The following is a 15264-nucleotide window of genomic DNA, read 5'->3' on the forward strand; positions in this document are numbered from 1 at the left end:
CGCCGGCTTGCTCTTCCCGCATTCCTGGCAGACGAGCGTCATGCAGGCGCCTCCAACAATCCGAGCTGGTTGACGCGGTCTGATACGGTGCGACCGTCATGGGTCAGCATGAACGGGAGAAAGACGGCATCGAACGACAGGATGCCGGTCTCAATCGCCATGATCTGGCCCTTGACCCAGTCGCGCAGGATCGAATTGATCGCGATCTGTCCCTGCGCCAGCGCGCGCTCGCGGTGCTCGCGCTCGGTGCGACCCCGAATCCGGTAGCTGTACGGATGCTCTTTCAGATACAGCGCGGCCCAGCCGCTGGCGCTGGCGCGCAACTGCATCTGACGACCGCGATGACGAAACGCCAGCAACAGCTCGTGCTTTTCGAAATCATCCATGAAGCCGATGCTGTCGCAGCCGACCCGGCGCAACACCTTGATGATGTCGTCGCGAGCGGCGACGCCGCTGGTCGCGTTCTCATAAGGCGTCGTCATGACGCGGGCTCCTGTCCCGGATTCTTCTCCGGCAGCAATTGGTCGACGACGGCGCCCAGGATCGAGGATGGCGTCTCGGCGCCGTCGCGGGTGATCGCGGTCGCCACGTTCTCGATCTCGGCGCCGTACTGCAGCGCCAACGAGAGCACCACCGCCGCGTCGCGCGCGATGGCCTCGACGGCCTCGCCGGATTTGCCGCCGGTTATGAAGACCTCGCCAAGGGCGCCGTCGTCATAGAACCCGAGCGTCACTGCAAAGCGGCGACCGACGCCGCCCCATTCGATCTCGAATGTTTCGGCGCGGCGACGTTGCGGCAAGATCCGGCGCTCTCCCATCACGCCACCGCCGCGACTTTCGGCTTGCGCGGGCCGCGCTTCTCAGCCTCCAGCGCGCCCGATACCTGCCGGATGCAACCGATCAGCTCCGCGGCCTGCGAGCGCGTGGTGATCGCCGCCGTGATATGCAGCTCGATGTTGCCGTCATTGGTCTTCAACTGGACGTCCGCGCCTTTCGGAATCTTCATTGCGATCCTCCATGCTCTTGATCCGCCAGCGGCGTTTCGTATCGCGTCACCAGCTCGACCACGCCGATCACCTCGCGATGCCCGACATCGTTCGCGATCTTGTCGGCAAGCCGTTTGGCGATGCCGAAGTCGCTCAGTTCGGCCTCGATCTCACCCGTGGAAAGGTTGATGACGCGATAGGTCATGCCGATCCCTTTGCTTTGGAAAACTGCAACTCCCACTGCTCGGCGAACCTGCGCAGCTCCTTGTCGATCAGGTCGATCTTGCGCATGTCGGCCTCGGTCGGCTCCTCGCCGCCCGGATCGAAAACCGTCATCAGGCTGCGGAATAGGTGCTGGGCGCCAGCGAAAAACGCGAGCTTGCATTCCTCAAGCTGGACCAGCGGCGCGTCCGGCGGCACGACCGCGATCCGGTAGCCGATCCAACCGGCCTCGATCAGCTTGCCCGCCTCGGCCAGCTCTTTCGACAAACGTTCCAGATAGCTGCGATCAGCCATGGTCAAGCATCCAAGTTGCGTTCTGCTTTGATAAAGGCGGCGTGGACCCGCTGCACGAGATCGCAGAAATCGTCTTCGATTCCAGCATCGTGGTGAATCTTGACGGCGCCCGTGAGCAAGGCGCTGATAGCGAGCACCGTCCGGCACGTGCCGCAGAGCGAGGTCGGCACAAAGGCGCAGTCGGCGACGGCGTCGGCAAGGATCTGGGAGAATTTCACCGCGATCCGGTCCTGTTCTTCTTGAGCGCAGGGCATGGCGTCATCCTTTCTTGGTCCGGCGCCTCCGGCGGGGCGCGGTTCGCTCGCTCCTATCCTCGCCGCGCGGCGGGATCGTCATCACCGCCTCCGGTGGCTGGACCGGACCAGGGGTGAAGCGAGCCAGCAACTTGCGCACGCGATAGGCTTCGCTGAAGTGATCACCGGCATGACAGTGCATCGTGTCGGTGCGGCAGACCTCGCCGCAGCAGATCGCCTGCGCAATTTCGATGTCGCTGGGTCGCTCGTTCTTCATCTCAATGCTCGGTTGATGCGGCTTGACCGTTGCCGCCGTTGCGCGGCAGGAACTGGACTTCGGAGCCTTCGACCGAGCGGCGCTCGTCAAGCTCGCGCTCGGTGTCGTGAAACTTCTGCAGGCCGTGCATCAAAGCCGCGCCAGTCTGATCGAGCAGGCTCTTGATCGCTTCACCCCTGCGCATCATGGCGTCGCGGTCGGCGTTCGCGTTGGCGAGCTGACGGCGCAGGCTCTCATTCTCGAAATCCAGAATTGCCTTGTTGTGCTTCAAGGTCTCGTTTTCCGAACGCAGGGATTCGATCTCGGTCTGCATCGTTGAAATTTCGTTGGCGAGGTTCATGGGTGGTCTGCTCCTGTTGTGGCGCGTTTAGGTGATCCTCGGCCCGCTGCCGCCCTGGGGGCTGGGGGCTTTAAGGCAGCAGCGGGCTTTCGGATCGAGCTGCAGGCGTCGGGGGCGCCGGTTCCTGCAGCGCTCGATTCAATGCGGCGGCGAATCTGCGAACGGATTCCCGCGACAAAGCGCCGGTTGGTGGCATGGCCTTGCGGAATCAGCAGCATCAGACGCCGGCCGTCTCGGCTGGTAAAATGGATGCGCGTGTGGCGGGTGCCGTGCGTTACAAGAACGTCGGAGCCGCCGTAGTCCCGAATAAGCTTGATCGTCTCGCGCATCAGTTTTCTCATCGGCTACTCGACCGGCGTCAATGCCGTCCGGATGGCGTGCTCGTACTTCTTGCAGGCATGGATCACGACCGAGTGGCTGCGCTCGAACTTCTCGCCGATCTCGTGAAAGTTCTTGCCGGTGACGACGCGGACGAACGCCATCACCTTCTGGCGAATCTCGACGACGTCGGAGCGATCACTGAGCAGGACGGTCCGCGTGACGCCGTAATACTTGGCGCAGATACCCATCGCGTCGAGGATCTGGTTGCTCCAGGGGCGTGCAACGCGATAGCGACGGAACGCCCGGTCGGCCATGATCAGGAGATTGATCTCGACGGCCGCGAATTCCGCGGGTCGCTCCGTCTGCGGATGGCCCGTCAGCGACGGCATCCGCGCCGCCGCGATCCAATCGAGAGCAAGGGAAAGGGAATCGTAATTGGTGGTGAACAAGCGTCCGTGCAGTGCCATCACTTCCATAGTATCCTCCCCGTCTTTCAGGCCTCATCCGACCCTGCGTCGGATGGCACCTTCTTCTGTGATTTCGCAGCATGCTCATTGGCGTAGGCGTCGAGCGTGGCGACTGCGGCCTGACCGATGGCGGGTGCATTGCCGCGCAGCCGTTCGGCGAGGCGCGGCGAGATGTCCTTCGCGGTCTCGCTGGCGACGACGAATCCGGCGTCTTCCATCTCATCGCGGCCGTACATGCCGCCGATGATGTCGGGGCAATACATGCGCGCCCAGTCGCGCGACATGTTGTAAAACAGCTGCAAATCCGGTTTCAGGTCCCAGAGCGGCGACCCCTTGACCTTGCCGTATTCGTTGCGCGCCGGCCGCAGCTTGCCCAGCGTGAACTGGCCAGGGTCGGCGCTGCGCGGCGGGAAATAGCGCGGCTCCCTCTCGCCCTTGAAGGTCGCATAGACCCTGCAGCGGCGGTCGTCGCCTTCGCCCTCATATTCGACGTTCAGCCGCGTGGTGATCGGCGCGCGCTGCTCGATGATGGCATGGAAGAACTGGGATTCGTAGGCGACGCGCTTCTCGCCCTTGTTCTCGACGATGTAGGTCCAGCCCGCCAGCGTCAGCGCCGAGATGCCCAGCTCGTGCGCCTTCATGCAGACGCCGAACATGCCACCGACATTGCCCTGCAGCCACGGCGGAATCATCGGGCCAGCGGTCGACAACAGCTTGGCCTCATCGATCATGTCGCGCAGGTTGGCGACGTCGACGCCGCCGCCGCCTTTGAACAACAGAACCTGTTCGGTGCGCTCGTTGACGACCTTTTCGGCGTTGCCTTCCGCCAGGTCGCGGCGCGTCACGCGCTCCGGATGCGGACGGTCGGATTCCATGGGACGGTCGCCGGGAAAGGATTGATCGCTCATCAGGCAGCCTCACGCAGGGAGAATTTGACCCGGTCATCGACCGATTTGCGCCACCAGTCGGGCGCGTCGATGTATTCAGCGTCGGCACGATCGTCGCCCGGTCCGGGCCACACGCCGCCCTGGTAGCACTGCCAGAACATGCTGTAGGCGAGCTGATTGAGCTGATCGCCGCGCGCGATGTCCTCGTCCTTCAAGGTGCAGGCGCGCACGCAATAGGGCGGCCGGTTCTCGACAAACAGCACCGTGAACGATTGCACCGGAAGGCCGAGCGCGCGGGCGCCTTCGATCACCATGGCCGCCTGCTGGTAGTAGCCGCGATCGGCCATCGTCCGCTGCAGGTTGCGGTATAGCACTGGCGGGTGCGTCGTCTTGATCTCGGCATAGTCGCCGCTGGCGTTGGGAATCTCGTCGGGCCGCGCCTTCTTCCAGAATCCGCGATCGTCCTTCCAGATCAGCGAACGTTCGGGGGCGCCACCGAGCATCCCGGCCTGGACCAGCGGGAAGCTGCCCAGGGCGACAATCATGCCCTTCGCATGCGACGCCATCTCCGGCGTGATGATCGTTTTGCGATTCCGAATCTGCTCGGCCTTCCACTCCCGCCATTCCTTCCGGTTCCCGTTGTACGGGTGTCCGGCAATCGTCGCGGGACGGAAGACGCAATCGCTTTCGAACGGCTCGGCTGCGACGGCGGCATGCAGGAAGCGGCCGAGCGCCATCGCCTCGCTCTGCTCTTCATCGTCGACGTGATCCGGATTGAGCCTGGATTTTTCCCAGGCGTGGCGCGGCGATTCCCCGATGATGCCGCGCAGCATCGTCGAGGACACGCTGACCTCCGAGCAGAGGTCAAACCGATGGTAGTCGGTCAGCGGGATGCCGCGATAAATCCCGGGCTCGGTTATCGTTTTCCCATCCCAAGGAATCGACTGCATGTCCCATCCTCCCGCGCAATCGTCGGGCGTTCCTCGCCCTCGCGCCGAGGACAAGGCGAATGAAGTCCAGTCTGAGGAACCGATACGGGCCGCCCGCTAAAGGTCGCGAACAGTAACGCCGTCGTGGTTAGCTGGGCGTGTCTGTTGGTGCTCTCACCGCCCTAAATCGTGCTGCGATTCCACGCTCACGAAACCAAGTTGTCAACAGGCTCGAACGTCAGCGCATGAAGTTTCCGGACACGATGCAACCTCTGGGATTAATGCGTGTTCGCCTGCATATTTTATGAGGCAGTCAAACCGTCGCAGCTACAAACTCTCTGGACATCGAACAACGGCGAACAAGTGTAAACATGGACACGCGTCGCGTTTGGTGACAATTAAAACGACCATCGATCGTGCTCATGACGATGACACCAGATGGTCAATCCAGCCACATCGACATGGGATTCTGAGGCCGTCTCGGTCCTGCAAAGGATGTGGGGCGCAGGCAATTCGGCGTCTGTGATCGCTGCGGCGATGCATCGATCTCGCAATGCGGTCATCGGCAAGGTCGTTCGCATGAAGCTGCAACGCGCGAATGGATGGCCGGTCACCATGAAGGCGCGAACGGCGTCCCAAACCAGGACAAAGGCGCTGTCGAGCCGGACCGAACCGGCGCGGCCGGTCTCCTACCTTAAGGCGCGCGACTTCCATTGTCACGTCGTGCTCGATCAGCGCGGCGCGGACGGTCTTCGCATGCGCTGCGGCGCGCGGCACCTCAAGGGCGCGTCGTGGTGCCAAGCGCACTATCTCGCCTACTTCAACCATAGCCGGAGTCCCTGATGCCAACACGCGAGGCCCGCGCAGCACATCCCAAGCTCGCCGAGGCCCAGCAAATCACAACAGGGATAGACGATGGCCAAGGCAGCAGCAGTCGCGAACGACTTCGATCCGCAGCTCGTGCAGGAAATCCTGGCGAAGATTGACGGCTACAAATCCGATTTGCTTTCCGAGCGCGGCTCGTCGATGGCGCGGTGCCGCAACATCCGCGAGTCGATCAGCAACGTTTACAAGGAAGCCAAGGCGCGCGGCGTTCCGACCAAGGAATTGCGCTCGCTGGTGAAGATCCGCGACAACGAGCAGAAGAACCGCGAGATTTACGAGGAACTGGAGGCCGACCAGCAGCAAGTGCTGGCTATGCTCGCGGTCGCCGAGGGCGTCAAGGACCTGCCGCTCTGGCGCGCCGCATCGGCCGCCGCCGCTGAAAGCCGCCCCGCGACGTATCAGTAATGGGGGCGGCCATGGATGACACCGCCCAAGCCAACCAAGCCTTCGGCCGTCTGACCACCGGCATCCATGTTGCCGGTTACACGCTGGAACGTGCGTTTCAGGAACTGGAGTCATTGCTTGAAGCTGACCGCTGGAAACTGATCGGTGATGGCTTCGATAATGTCAGCAAATTCATCGCCAGCATTAAACTCGACACGCTCACCGCCGCCGCGGCCGAGCGCAAGAAGATGGTGGCGAAGATCAAGGCGCTGCAACCGGACACGTCGAACCGCAGCATTGCGAAGATGCTCGGGGTGAATCCGTCCACGATTGATGAGGACGTTGCCGGAAAACCGGCAGTCGCGAAAAAAAACTCCAAGGAAACCAAAGCCTCCGAGAAGATAGCTGCCGGAAATCCGGCACCCCCCGAAATCAGCGGCGCGCAAGCTGCAAAGATTGTAGACCGGCGCACCACCGACATTGCCACGACGCAGGCGAGGCGCGCGGATAAGGAGCAACGGCTTGGTGCAAAGATCGCCGCGCTCCCGGACGCCAAATTTGGCGTCATCCTCGCCGACCCGGAATGGCACGACGAAGTGTACTCAGAACAGACCGGGATGAATCGTCACGCATCCCGCGTCTACACGACCAGCGACATTGAGAACATCAAGCAGCGCCCGGTCGGGGACATTGCCGCGGATGACTGTGTGCTGTTTCTCTGGTCCACCAATCAGCACCTCGATGTTGCAATCGAGGTCTTGCGAGCTTGGGGTTTTGAATACGCTTCGCACTACATCTGGCGCAAACCAACCCTGGGCCTTGGATACTGGAATCGAAGCGTTCACGAAGTGCTTCTGATCGGGACAAAGGGTAGTCCGCCATGCCCCGCGCTCGGCACGCAGTGGGACTCTGTGATCGACGCGCCCCGTGGCGGTGAACATTCCGCAAAGCCCGAAATCTTTCTTGAGATGATCGAGCAGTATTTCCCGACCGTTCCCAAGATCGAACTGAATCGGCGGGGCGTTGCACGACCGGGTTGGAGCGCTTGGGGGAATGAGGCTGACGAGGGAGCAGCCGCATGATCCGAGACCCGGTGAAATACTGTGCGGCCCTTTGGGATTGGGATTTTTTGAAACCGTGCTTCAACGGCACGGCCATCCGGGTTGCCGACCTTGATGGTCTGCTGGATGACGAGGGCATCGTCCAAAAGCACGGCTACGTCGAGAGGTACGGCCATCATCTCCTGTTCGAGACGACGGTGCCCGACCGGGAAATGACGAGCGGGCAATTGAGAAGCCATAGCTCGTTGGTGAAGGTTGGTTTTTGCGTCGTCTACTTGTGGGGGGTGCCGAACAGCTTTCCGATTCACAAAGTCCAAGTCTGGAAAGAATTTGAGGCGCAGCGCGGCGATGTGAACGTCAACGTCAGCGAGGCCGGACTCGTTGGCTGGGTTTGTAAGTGGTTCAGATGGTCAACACAAAATCCGATCACGCCGCCACTGGAACCCGCCTTCTTCGATAGGGCGGAAGTCCAATGACCTATTCGCCGCGCATCCTCGCGCTCGATCTCGCCAGCCGTTCCGGCTGGGCCTGCGGCTATCCCTCCGATTTGACGCCGCGCTCTGGCTCGGTGCGCTTTGCCCGCGAAGGCGCCAGCATGGGCGCTGTGTTCTCCGGCTGCAGGCAGTGGCTGAACGATTTCCTCGCGACCGAATCCGACGTCAAGCTGATCGTGTTCGAAGCGCCGATGACGCCGCAGCACATGTCAGGCCGCACCAGCGCCGACATCATCCGCGTGCTGATCGGGCTTTGCGTCGTCGTCGAGGAAGCAACCTATGGGCGTGGCTACGATGTGCGCGAGGCGCGCGTCTCCGACGTGCGGGCGCATTTCCTCGGCACCAACCGGATCAAACGCAAAGAGGCGAAGGTCCTTACCATCGATGCATGTCATCGGCTCGGTTGGGCACCGGCCGATGACAACGCCGCTGATGCGCTCGCGCTCTGGCATTACCAGGCATCGCTGCTTGAGCCGAGGCTCGCCGTACAAACGTCGCCGCTCTTTCGCCGGAGGATTGCGTAATGGCCGAATTTCCCGCGCTGCCGCTTTGGACCGATGCCTTCCTCTCGGACACGATGCACCTCAGCGCCGCTGAAACCGGAGCCTATCTGCTGCTGCTCATGACGGCATGGCGGCGACCGCATAACGACCTGCCCGACGATGATAGCGAGCTAGCCCGGTTTGCGCGCGTCTCGCCGAATAACTGGCCCCGCATAAGGCCGCGGGTCATGGCGTTTTGGACACTCTCAGATGGTCGATGGCGGCAGAAAAGGCTCGATGAGGTTCGGGAGCAAGTGCACAAACGGCAACAAAAAGCGGCTGACGCCGCGCAGTCCCGGTGGGGTTCCAACCCCGCCAGTGTTTCTCGCTCAGCGAGAAGAAAAAGTGTTCTCTCAGCGAGAACGAATGCGTTCTCACACTCTGATGCTAACTCATTGGAAAATAACAATGCGGCAGATGCGGGCGCATCACCCGAGCATTTGCTCGATCCGCCTGTTCGCATATCCAACCAAAACCAAAACCATATAAGAGAAGATTCTTCTTTTAATGATGGTAGTAAGAAAGATTCTGAATCATCAGCAGGATCGCAATCCGACTCTGGTGAGCGCCGCGTTCTCGGGAACTTCGACTTTCTGTCCGACGACGGATCGGTCCTGATCGACGCCGAGGAATTCGCCGCCCTCGATGCCGAGCTGCCCTTCATCAAAAACGTTCGCGGCCTGGTGCGTCACGCGTGCCGGTCATGGCTGCTCGACACCAAGGAAGCCTCCCGTAAGGAAACGCTGCTGCGCTGGCTGCGGCGCAAGAATTCCGAAAACGCGCTCAAGTCGAGCACAAAGCCGCCGGCCGGATCATCGCCGGCGCCCGGTTACAAATACGCCACTCAAGCGATCCTCGACGCGCACGATGAGCGCGCCAGGATGAAAGCGAGAAGCGATGCGGCCTACGAACGAGCGCGATTGCGAAGGGAGGCAAGAGCAAATGGAGAACAGCCCGCAGACGAATTTCCAGATCCTAGCTCGGACCAACGCCACTAGACCGGGCGTCTTTCGATGCCCGGTTTGTAGCCACAAACGGAAGCACCACCAGTCGCAGAAATGTCTATCGGTAAAGCGAGCGGACGACAGTCATGGGATCATCTTCAACTGTCACCACTGTGGATTTCACGGGTTCGCATCGGACGCTGGCACCCAGCGCCGTCGAATGGGCCAGGGCCGTGCGCAAGATAAGCCAAGAGACTTTGGCGAAGCTGCCCGTCGCATCCGGAACGGCATTCTTCCCTGACCTACAATCCAAATCGGAGGCGCTGTTCTTCCGCTATCCCGACGGCTGGAAGGCGCGTTCCTATCCAGCCAAGGCGTTCACGCAGAAGCAGGGCACCAGCCCGACGTTCTGGAATCTGGCAGCTGTGCTCGATGGTCCCCTCACCGACGTTTACATCGTTGAGGGCGAGCTGGACGTTTGCGCGTTGGTCGAGTGCAGCATCGCAGCCGATCAGGTTCTCGGCGCTCCGTCGGCGAGCGGAGATCAGCAGTATGTTCGGGATGCGCTCGCGGCCGGTTTGAATCGCGCCAAGCGTTTCATCTGGTGCGGCGACCAGGACAAGGCCGGCCTCGAATTGCGCTCGACCATGGCGCAATTGTTCGGCACCGCGAAGTTCTATTTCATCGACTGGCCTGAAGGTTCGAAAGACGCAAACGATCATCTGCGGACCGATGGCGCCAAGGCGGTGCATGACCTTGTCGTCGACGGCTCGACGCCGTGGCCAGCCGAGGGTCTGTTTCGGATGGCCGAAATTCCGGAGCCTGCGCCGATGACGACGTGGGACCCGGGGTTCAACTGGGGCCGCAAGTGCATGTTCGCCGCCGGAACGCTCTCGGTGACGACCGGTCATCCCGGTATGGGCAAGACGCTGCTGTTCGGTCAAATCTGGTACAACATCGTCCAGGCCTATGGTCTTTTGGCATGCGTTGCGAGTTTCGAGACGCGGGCCAAGCCGCACATCCGCCGCCAGCTGCGGACGTTGCATTCGCGGAAACTGGAATCGATCTTGACCGGACCGGATATCGCGGCGGCCGACCCATGGATCAATGATCACTACCTGTTTCTGATTCATCCGGAACGGCGACCGACGCTGGCATGGTTGCTTCAACAGGCGGAGACCGCCGTCGTTCGGTACAAGGCCAACATCCTCCAGGTCGATCCTTGGAATCGGCTTGAGGCAAGCCGCGAGCCGCGCGAGAGCGAGACCGATTACATCGGCCGGTGCCTGCGCGAGCTTTACAACTTCGCGAACGACTTCAATGTCCACGTCCAAATCCTGGCGCACCCTGCCAAGATGGAAACCATGCGACGCAGCGAGCCGCCGGAGCTTGAGCACATCGCTGGTTCAAAGCATTGGGACAACATGGTCGACCAGAGATTCGTCGTGCATCGCCCACGCTTGTTCAACGACAAGGGCGAGCGCGAGACCTACGTCGAACTGCATCACAAAAAGGCGCGGTTTGACGAACTCGGATATGCCACCAAGTTTGCCCTCGACTACGATATCGGTGTTGGGCGTTTTGGTGTGTGCGAGCTGAAGCAGAAACGGAAATCGACCCATACAGCCGCGACCATGGAGGACGACAGTGAATTGCGATGAACAAGCCGCCATTGACCACGAACGCGCAATGCTGATGGCGCTTTTGCTCGATATGCCGCTTGGACCGCCGCACCGGATTGAGGGCCTCAATCAGTTCAGCACCGAGGAAAAACTGTTCAGCCTAACGGCGTGCTGCGCCACCATGATCGTCACGGCTATCCGGACGCTCGCACCTAACCGTGAAGCTGCGCTTGATGGATTGGATAAGCTGGTCGTCGATATGCGGCGGCAGATCGGGGGAGATAAGCAATGCTCAGCCTGATCAGGCACGACGATCTCAAGTTCAACCCGCTGGAGGACATCGAGATGGAGGACATCGCGCCGTCGGTCTGGAGCGGACCGCATGTCGGCAAGCGGCTGTCGGAAGCGATGCGAACGCTGCGCATGCTGCCGATGCGCGCGGTCCAGGGCTACTGCGGCGCCTGGCCTTCCTACGCCTACGAATTCGAGGATCTTCTCGCACAGCACGAGCAAGGCGAGCTGGAGAAGACGCAGCGCATGCAGAACCGCGCCCGGCTGTTGCCGAGCTACAGCGACGTCACGCGGATGGAGGCGGCGGTCTATTGGCCCGCGCGCTTCCTCGGTCAGGCGGACTGGCTGATGCGCGCGGTCAACATGGTCGCGTTGGCGCATTCGCTGGAGCGCGACGCCGGATGGGTCGCGGCGCAATGCGGCGGCTACGCCGACACCTGGCGCGATCGTCACGACAAGGGATGCGAGGTCATCGCGCGCGGTCTGGGCACCGCATTCGTGCCGGTGTTCTGATGGCAGAGGATTGGCGGATACGGGCCTATTACGCCAACCGCCCCGCGGAGGCGAAGAATCACGGCGAGCTGGCGCTGGAGACGTGGCACCGGGGCGACGTCAGCAAGGAAATCGAGCTGATGGTGTTTCACGATCGCACCGACATTGCCTATTTCGATCTGGTCGATTGCAACGCGCACACCACGACGCGGCTCTATCGCGACGGCCGGGGCGGATGGTCGCCGAGCCGATCCGCCGCATGGGCAGGCGGAGGCAAACGATGAGGGAAGCCGAAATCGACAGGGAGGAATTCAACGGCCTGTTGCGGCAGCTGGCTCCGATCATTCGCGATTATCTCCAGGACGCGCAGGACAAGCGCGGCCCCGATCCGATCAACAGTTTCACCGTGTTGAACGCGCTCGCGATCTGTGCCGCTCTGCCGCTCAACGGCGCGCCCGATGAGGTTTACGATTGGTTCATCGAGGCGCTCGATACCGCGCGGTGCGATCTCGATTTGCAGGCTCGCCTCAATGGTCATTGAGTTCGATCTCCCGCGCGGCGCCGAGCGCGGCTATTTCATCGCCTTCGGCGTGGCGGCGGTCTACATCGCGACAGCGCCGAGGGGCGAGCCGTGCGTCGTCGCGGTGACGCGCGATCTCGGCAAGAGCCTGACGGCGCTGCAGCGCAAATGGCCGGATTGGGACATCAGCTGCGCCTATTGGGTTCGCGATCGAGCGCGCGCCCAGGCGCTGGCAAGCGAGGTCAACCGCGTGTTGCCGCATGTCGATAAGGTCCGCCTGCTCGCGCGCGGCGAAGATGCGGCGCGGCTGATCGTCAAGGCTGCCGTCGAGCGTGGCATCAGCCTGACGGGCCACAACGCGGCGATAGCGCGCGTTCGGGATGCCATCGCCGAGATTGAGCGTCGAATCAGCGACGCGAATGGGCGCGGTGAACTAGCGTGGTTCAATGCCGCTTACCGCCAATGGCGGCTCCGGGCGAAGGGCACCGGCATCAGCATGAGCTATCATGCCGCGCGGGCGCGGCTGCGAAACGAGGCGATCAAGCAATTGATTTTGCAAGGTGTAAACAGCACGCGGACAGATTTGGAGCGCCGTGTGTTTCCGCGGCTTCCGAACGCCTCCAACAGGAATGACGTTGACAAGCTTGACAAACAGGGGTCCTCTTCGCCCGCGCCCCTGCGGGGTGAGGTGCGCGCCGATGACGAAACGCCAGCAAAAGCTTGAACGTCTTGCGAGCGCGATCCTCGCCGACGATGCCACGCGAGGGATCGCCCGCCCCAGATCGGCAAACGGTGTGGCGGTGTCAAACCGTAGCCTTGCCCGGCGGCTTCTCCGCGAAAACAGACAAAAGATCGTGAGCCAGTACCGGACGCTGCCTGATGTTGCGCGCCGAGAGCTGACGTCGCGCTTCAAGCGTGAACGCGAGCGAAATCCAAAGCTCGACTGGACCGACTGGCTCTCGCAAAATCTCCGATTGACCGATGCCGCGCTTCCATCGTTGAAATCACCGTGACGCTTGCCCGTAAGCCTTTCGAGCCTCCCGGCTTTTGGCTTGGGCATTGGTCGTGGTTACACCTGACTTCGAACCGATCTCGTAAGAGGTCGGTTCTTTTTTGGCCGGAGCCATGACCGAGCACAACCGCATCAAGATCGAGTATCGGCCGCTCGGAGCGCTCAGGCTCAATCCGCGTAACGCGCGGCTGCACAGCGACGATCAGATCGCCGAGATCGCGCGCTCGATCAGCCGCTTCGGATTCCTCAACCCGCTGCTGGTCGATAAGGACAGCACCATCATCGCGGGCGAAGGCAGGTACCTGGCCGCGCGCAAGCTTGGCCTGCTGGAGGCGCCGGTCATCGAGCTGGCGGGCCTTTCCGAAGCGCAGTGCCGCGCGCTGGCGCTGGCGGACAATCGCATCGCGCTCAATTCGAAATGGGATGAGGCGATGCTGCGCGCCGAGATCGAGGCGCTGCGGTCAGCCGGCGAGATGATCGACGATCTGGGTTTCAGTCCCGACGAGCTGCAGGGCCTTCTGGTTGAAGAAGCCGCCCCACTGCGCTGCTGTGCCGAAAGGGATGGCCGGGTTTACTTCGTTTCTGGATCGCTCTCCGCATCAGACCGGATATGCTCGGCAAGCAGCCGGCACTGGTCGCATGAGCGATATCGTTTCCACGCCGAAGCGCAGATCATTGTTCCGGCCGCGATGATGTCGCTGGTGGTTGTCAGCCTGCTTCTGCTTGCCTATTCGGTGGGCGCGCTCATCGCGGGCTGCGCCGGTGGCTGAACAGACCGTGCCAAGACAGGGCGTCTTTGACTCTCCGCATAGATGGATGGTTGCGATTCTTCTTCCAGTCACAAACCGCGGCCGCCGCAGCCTGTGCTTCGAAAGGATTCCTTCGAGATTCATCCGGTAGGCTCGAATGGCCCGGTTCAATCTCGCCTCCTTCGAAAGGGCCGCGCAGCCTTTTGGCCGACTGGTCAGCAGCTTCGCCAGCTTTGCCTTTCGACTGTCGGATTCAGCCTCGCACACAAGGTCTGGCCGGTGTCGGCGAGAGCCGCTTCAGCCAGTTCTATCGACACAAGCCGACCTCAGCTCCTGAGCCGGTTTTGCAGGGCCAGCCGACTGACCCTGAGGTTCTTAAGGTTCAGCAGGTCCGGCTGTCCTGTTGCCAATCGCCTGACCAGCTCCCGGGTGCCGTCCACGACAAAGACGCCGCAATCATAGGTGTTGCTCTGCTGGCGCATTGCGGCCCGTTGCGGTTTGGCCCCCAGCCGTCCTGCGAGCTCCGCTGCGGGCCCGTCATTATATCCCACCTGAGAGCCGTACCCATCGTCTACCATCAGAGAATCGTAGTAATGGGCAACCGGCGGCCTTGACCGATCGCTGCGATCAACCAGCAGCAGCGACCAGTGACTGCCGCGCCGCTCTATCTCCGCGCCGGCATCGTTTACCGGCAGGAACAGGAAGTCGTCTGTATGGCCAATCCAATTGAGTGCTTGTGCCGCGAGCGCGTCTGACCGCACCATTTGGGCTATCAGGGGATTCACGAACTGCGTCCGGGCGGCGAGATCCGGATTGCTCTCCTGCAACTCCTGTGTCAGGAGCTCATAGTCCCGCTGGATATGCTCGTTCGACAGCCAGTCCGTGGCACCTAGCACGCGTCCGCTGCGGCCGGCGGAAGAGGCGCCGGTAACTGACGTACCGGTCCGGGCATCTGGGACGGGGGAAGGGCGAGGATGATGGATGAATTGCGCATCGCGGCGTCCTCGCGTCCGCAATGTGATCGAGTAGGTCTCACCGTTGATGGAGACCTGCCTTGGGCCGCTGAACTGGGTCGGCAGGACGCCGATGTTATCCAGGGCATCGAGCAGGAAATCCGGCACCGGCCGGGAGCCATGCTGCCAATTCTCGCCGACGAGAGGTCCAATATCCTCAAGCTCCACAAGCGAGCCCGATGCGCCGACGACAAAGCCGGCAGGGCCGAGCACCGGCGGTGATTGAGCATCGTCGCGCAATTCGGATGGCGTCGGCGCATTCAGGTCAACGAAAGAGTCCAGACCCGCGTAGGTATTTGA

The 15264-nt window shown here is 61.8% G+C and carries 25 protein-coding genes and 1 pseudogene; 13 read left to right on the forward strand and 13 right to left on the reverse strand.

All coding sequences use genetic code 11. The annotated features are described in order from the left end of the window. Positions 1-38 precede the first annotated feature (38 nt). From ACZXDY_RS37165 to ACZXDY_RS37220, 12 genes are read right to left on the reverse strand one after another with little or no spacing between them, the layout of a single operon-like run. Positions 39-482, reverse strand: a complete 444-nt coding sequence (locus tag ACZXDY_RS37165; protein ID WP_028167592.1) for a hypothetical protein — start codon at positions 480-482, stop codon at positions 39-41. Further along, complete coding sequence (locus tag ACZXDY_RS37170) at positions 479-799, reverse strand: TSCPD domain-containing protein (RefSeq protein WP_028167591.1); 321 nt, start codon at positions 797-799, stop codon at positions 479-481. The genes ACZXDY_RS37165 and ACZXDY_RS37170 overlap by 4 nt, the downstream gene beginning before the upstream one ends. 17 nt (positions 800-816) lie before the next feature. After that, positions 817-1005: a hypothetical protein gene (locus tag ACZXDY_RS37175; RefSeq protein WP_028167590.1), complete on the reverse strand. Its 189-nt coding sequence runs from the start codon at positions 1003-1005 to the stop codon at positions 817-819. Continuing rightward, on the reverse strand, positions 1002-1190 hold the full coding sequence (locus ACZXDY_RS37180; protein WP_028167589.1) for a hypothetical protein: 189 nt from the start codon (positions 1188-1190) through the stop codon (positions 1002-1004). Before ACZXDY_RS37180 ends, ACZXDY_RS37175 begins: the two co-directional genes overlap by 4 nt. Further along, positions 1187-1501 carry a hypothetical protein gene (locus ACZXDY_RS37185; protein ID WP_028167588.1) on the reverse strand — a complete coding sequence of 105 codons (315 nt, stop codon included), beginning with the start codon at positions 1499-1501 and terminating at the stop codon, positions 1187-1189. The genes ACZXDY_RS37180 and ACZXDY_RS37185 overlap by 4 nt, the downstream gene beginning before the upstream one ends. Before the next feature lie 2 nt (positions 1502-1503). Then, positions 1504-1755, reverse strand: a complete 252-nt coding sequence (locus tag ACZXDY_RS37190) for a hypothetical protein (protein WP_155255467.1) — start codon at positions 1753-1755, stop codon at positions 1504-1506. 4 nt (positions 1756-1759) lie between these two features. Continuing rightward, positions 1760-2011: a hypothetical protein gene (locus ACZXDY_RS37195; protein ID WP_028167586.1), complete on the reverse strand. Its 252-nt coding sequence runs from the start codon at positions 2009-2011 to the stop codon at positions 1760-1762. 1 nt (position 2012) lies between these two features. Next, entirely contained in the window at positions 2013-2351 is a 339-nt protein-coding gene (locus ACZXDY_RS37200; protein ID WP_028167585.1) for a hypothetical protein, read from the reverse strand. After that, positions 2348-2692 carry a hypothetical protein gene (locus ACZXDY_RS37205; protein ID WP_155255466.1) on the reverse strand — a complete coding sequence of 115 codons (345 nt, stop codon included), beginning with the start codon at positions 2690-2692 and terminating at the stop codon, positions 2348-2350. Before ACZXDY_RS37205 ends, ACZXDY_RS37200 begins: the two co-directional genes overlap by 4 nt. Before the next feature lie 3 nt (positions 2693-2695). Continuing rightward, complete coding sequence (locus ACZXDY_RS37210; protein ID WP_028167584.1) at positions 2696-3148, reverse strand: helix-turn-helix domain-containing protein; 453 nt, start codon at positions 3146-3148, stop codon at positions 2696-2698. 17 nt (positions 3149-3165) lie between these two features. Next, positions 3166-4047, reverse strand: a complete 882-nt coding sequence (locus ACZXDY_RS37215) for a recombinase RecT (protein ID WP_028167583.1) — start codon at positions 4045-4047, stop codon at positions 3166-3168. Beyond that, on the reverse strand, positions 4047-4976 hold the full coding sequence (locus tag ACZXDY_RS37220) for a PD-(D/E)XK nuclease-like domain-containing protein (protein ID WP_394569044.1): 930 nt from the start codon (positions 4974-4976) through the stop codon (positions 4047-4049). Before ACZXDY_RS37220 ends, ACZXDY_RS37215 begins: the two co-directional genes overlap by 1 nt. A gap of 417 nt (positions 4977-5393) precedes the next feature. Here ACZXDY_RS37220 and ACZXDY_RS37225 point away from each other — a divergent pair, with 417 nt between their 5' ends. The 13 genes from ACZXDY_RS37225 (at position 5394) to ACZXDY_RS37285 (ending at position 13972) form a co-directional block, all read left to right on the forward strand. Continuing rightward, positions 5394-5798: a GcrA family cell cycle regulator gene (locus ACZXDY_RS37225; RefSeq protein WP_463331781.1), complete on the forward strand. Its 405-nt coding sequence runs from the start codon at positions 5394-5396 to the stop codon at positions 5796-5798. 72 nt (positions 5799-5870) lie between these two features. Continuing rightward, positions 5871-6245 carry a GapR family DNA-binding domain-containing protein gene (locus ACZXDY_RS37230; RefSeq protein ID WP_028167580.1) on the forward strand — a complete coding sequence of 125 codons (375 nt, stop codon included), beginning with the start codon at positions 5871-5873 and terminating at the stop codon, positions 6243-6245. Positions 6246-6256: 11 nt separating this feature from the next. After that, entirely contained in the window at positions 6257-7306 is a 1050-nt protein-coding gene (locus ACZXDY_RS37235) for an MT-A70 family methyltransferase (protein WP_463331780.1), read from the forward strand. Next, complete coding sequence (locus ACZXDY_RS37240; RefSeq protein WP_028167579.1) at positions 7303-7761, forward strand: hypothetical protein; 459 nt, start codon at positions 7303-7305, stop codon at positions 7759-7761. Before ACZXDY_RS37235 ends, ACZXDY_RS37240 begins: the two co-directional genes overlap by 4 nt. Beyond that, positions 7758-8303 carry a hypothetical protein gene (locus ACZXDY_RS37245; RefSeq protein WP_463331779.1) on the forward strand — a complete coding sequence of 182 codons (546 nt, stop codon included), beginning with the start codon at positions 7758-7760 and terminating at the stop codon, positions 8301-8303. The genes ACZXDY_RS37240 and ACZXDY_RS37245 overlap by 4 nt, the downstream gene beginning before the upstream one ends. Continuing rightward, positions 8303-9319 (forward strand): DUF1376 domain-containing protein, encoded by a 1017-nt coding sequence (locus ACZXDY_RS37250; protein ID WP_028167578.1) that lies wholly within the window; start codon positions 8303-8305, stop codon positions 9317-9319. Before ACZXDY_RS37245 ends, ACZXDY_RS37250 begins: the two co-directional genes overlap by 1 nt. Before the next feature lie 92 nt (positions 9320-9411). Then, a complete protein-coding gene (locus tag ACZXDY_RS37255) occupies positions 9412-10926 on the forward strand; it encodes a DnaB-like helicase C-terminal domain-containing protein (protein WP_464348975.1) in 1515 nt (504 codons plus the stop codon). Continuing rightward, complete coding sequence (locus ACZXDY_RS37260; RefSeq protein WP_155255465.1) at positions 10913-11188, forward strand: hypothetical protein; 276 nt, start codon at positions 10913-10915, stop codon at positions 11186-11188. The genes ACZXDY_RS37255 and ACZXDY_RS37260 overlap by 14 nt, the downstream gene beginning before the upstream one ends. Next, on the forward strand, positions 11176-11691 hold the full coding sequence (locus ACZXDY_RS37265) for a hypothetical protein (protein WP_394569047.1): 516 nt from the start codon (positions 11176-11178) through the stop codon (positions 11689-11691). The genes ACZXDY_RS37260 and ACZXDY_RS37265 overlap by 13 nt, the downstream gene beginning before the upstream one ends. Beyond that, positions 11691-11954 carry a hypothetical protein gene (locus tag ACZXDY_RS37270; protein ID WP_028167574.1) on the forward strand — a complete coding sequence of 88 codons (264 nt, stop codon included), beginning with the start codon at positions 11691-11693 and terminating at the stop codon, positions 11952-11954. The genes ACZXDY_RS37265 and ACZXDY_RS37270 overlap by 1 nt, the downstream gene beginning before the upstream one ends. Continuing rightward, complete coding sequence (locus ACZXDY_RS37275) at positions 11951-12211, forward strand: hypothetical protein (RefSeq protein WP_028167573.1); 261 nt, start codon at positions 11951-11953, stop codon at positions 12209-12211. The genes ACZXDY_RS37270 and ACZXDY_RS37275 overlap by 4 nt, the downstream gene beginning before the upstream one ends. Continuing rightward, complete coding sequence (locus ACZXDY_RS37280; protein ID WP_463331778.1) at positions 12201-12914, forward strand: hypothetical protein; 714 nt, start codon at positions 12201-12203, stop codon at positions 12912-12914. Before ACZXDY_RS37275 ends, ACZXDY_RS37280 begins: the two co-directional genes overlap by 11 nt. A 401-nt stretch (positions 12915-13315) precedes the next feature. Then, positions 13316-13972, forward strand: a complete 657-nt coding sequence (locus ACZXDY_RS37285; RefSeq protein ID WP_463331777.1) for a ParB/Srx family N-terminal domain-containing protein — start codon at positions 13316-13318, stop codon at positions 13970-13972. 305 nt (positions 13973-14277) lie between these two features. On the opposite strand, the pseudogene ACZXDY_RS37290 reads toward ACZXDY_RS37285, so the two are convergent. After that, a pseudogene (locus tag ACZXDY_RS37290) lies at positions 14278-15264 on the reverse strand (Ulp1 family isopeptidase); the annotation flags it as partial.

The organism is Bradyrhizobium sp. LeoB3, from assembly GCF_055456055.1.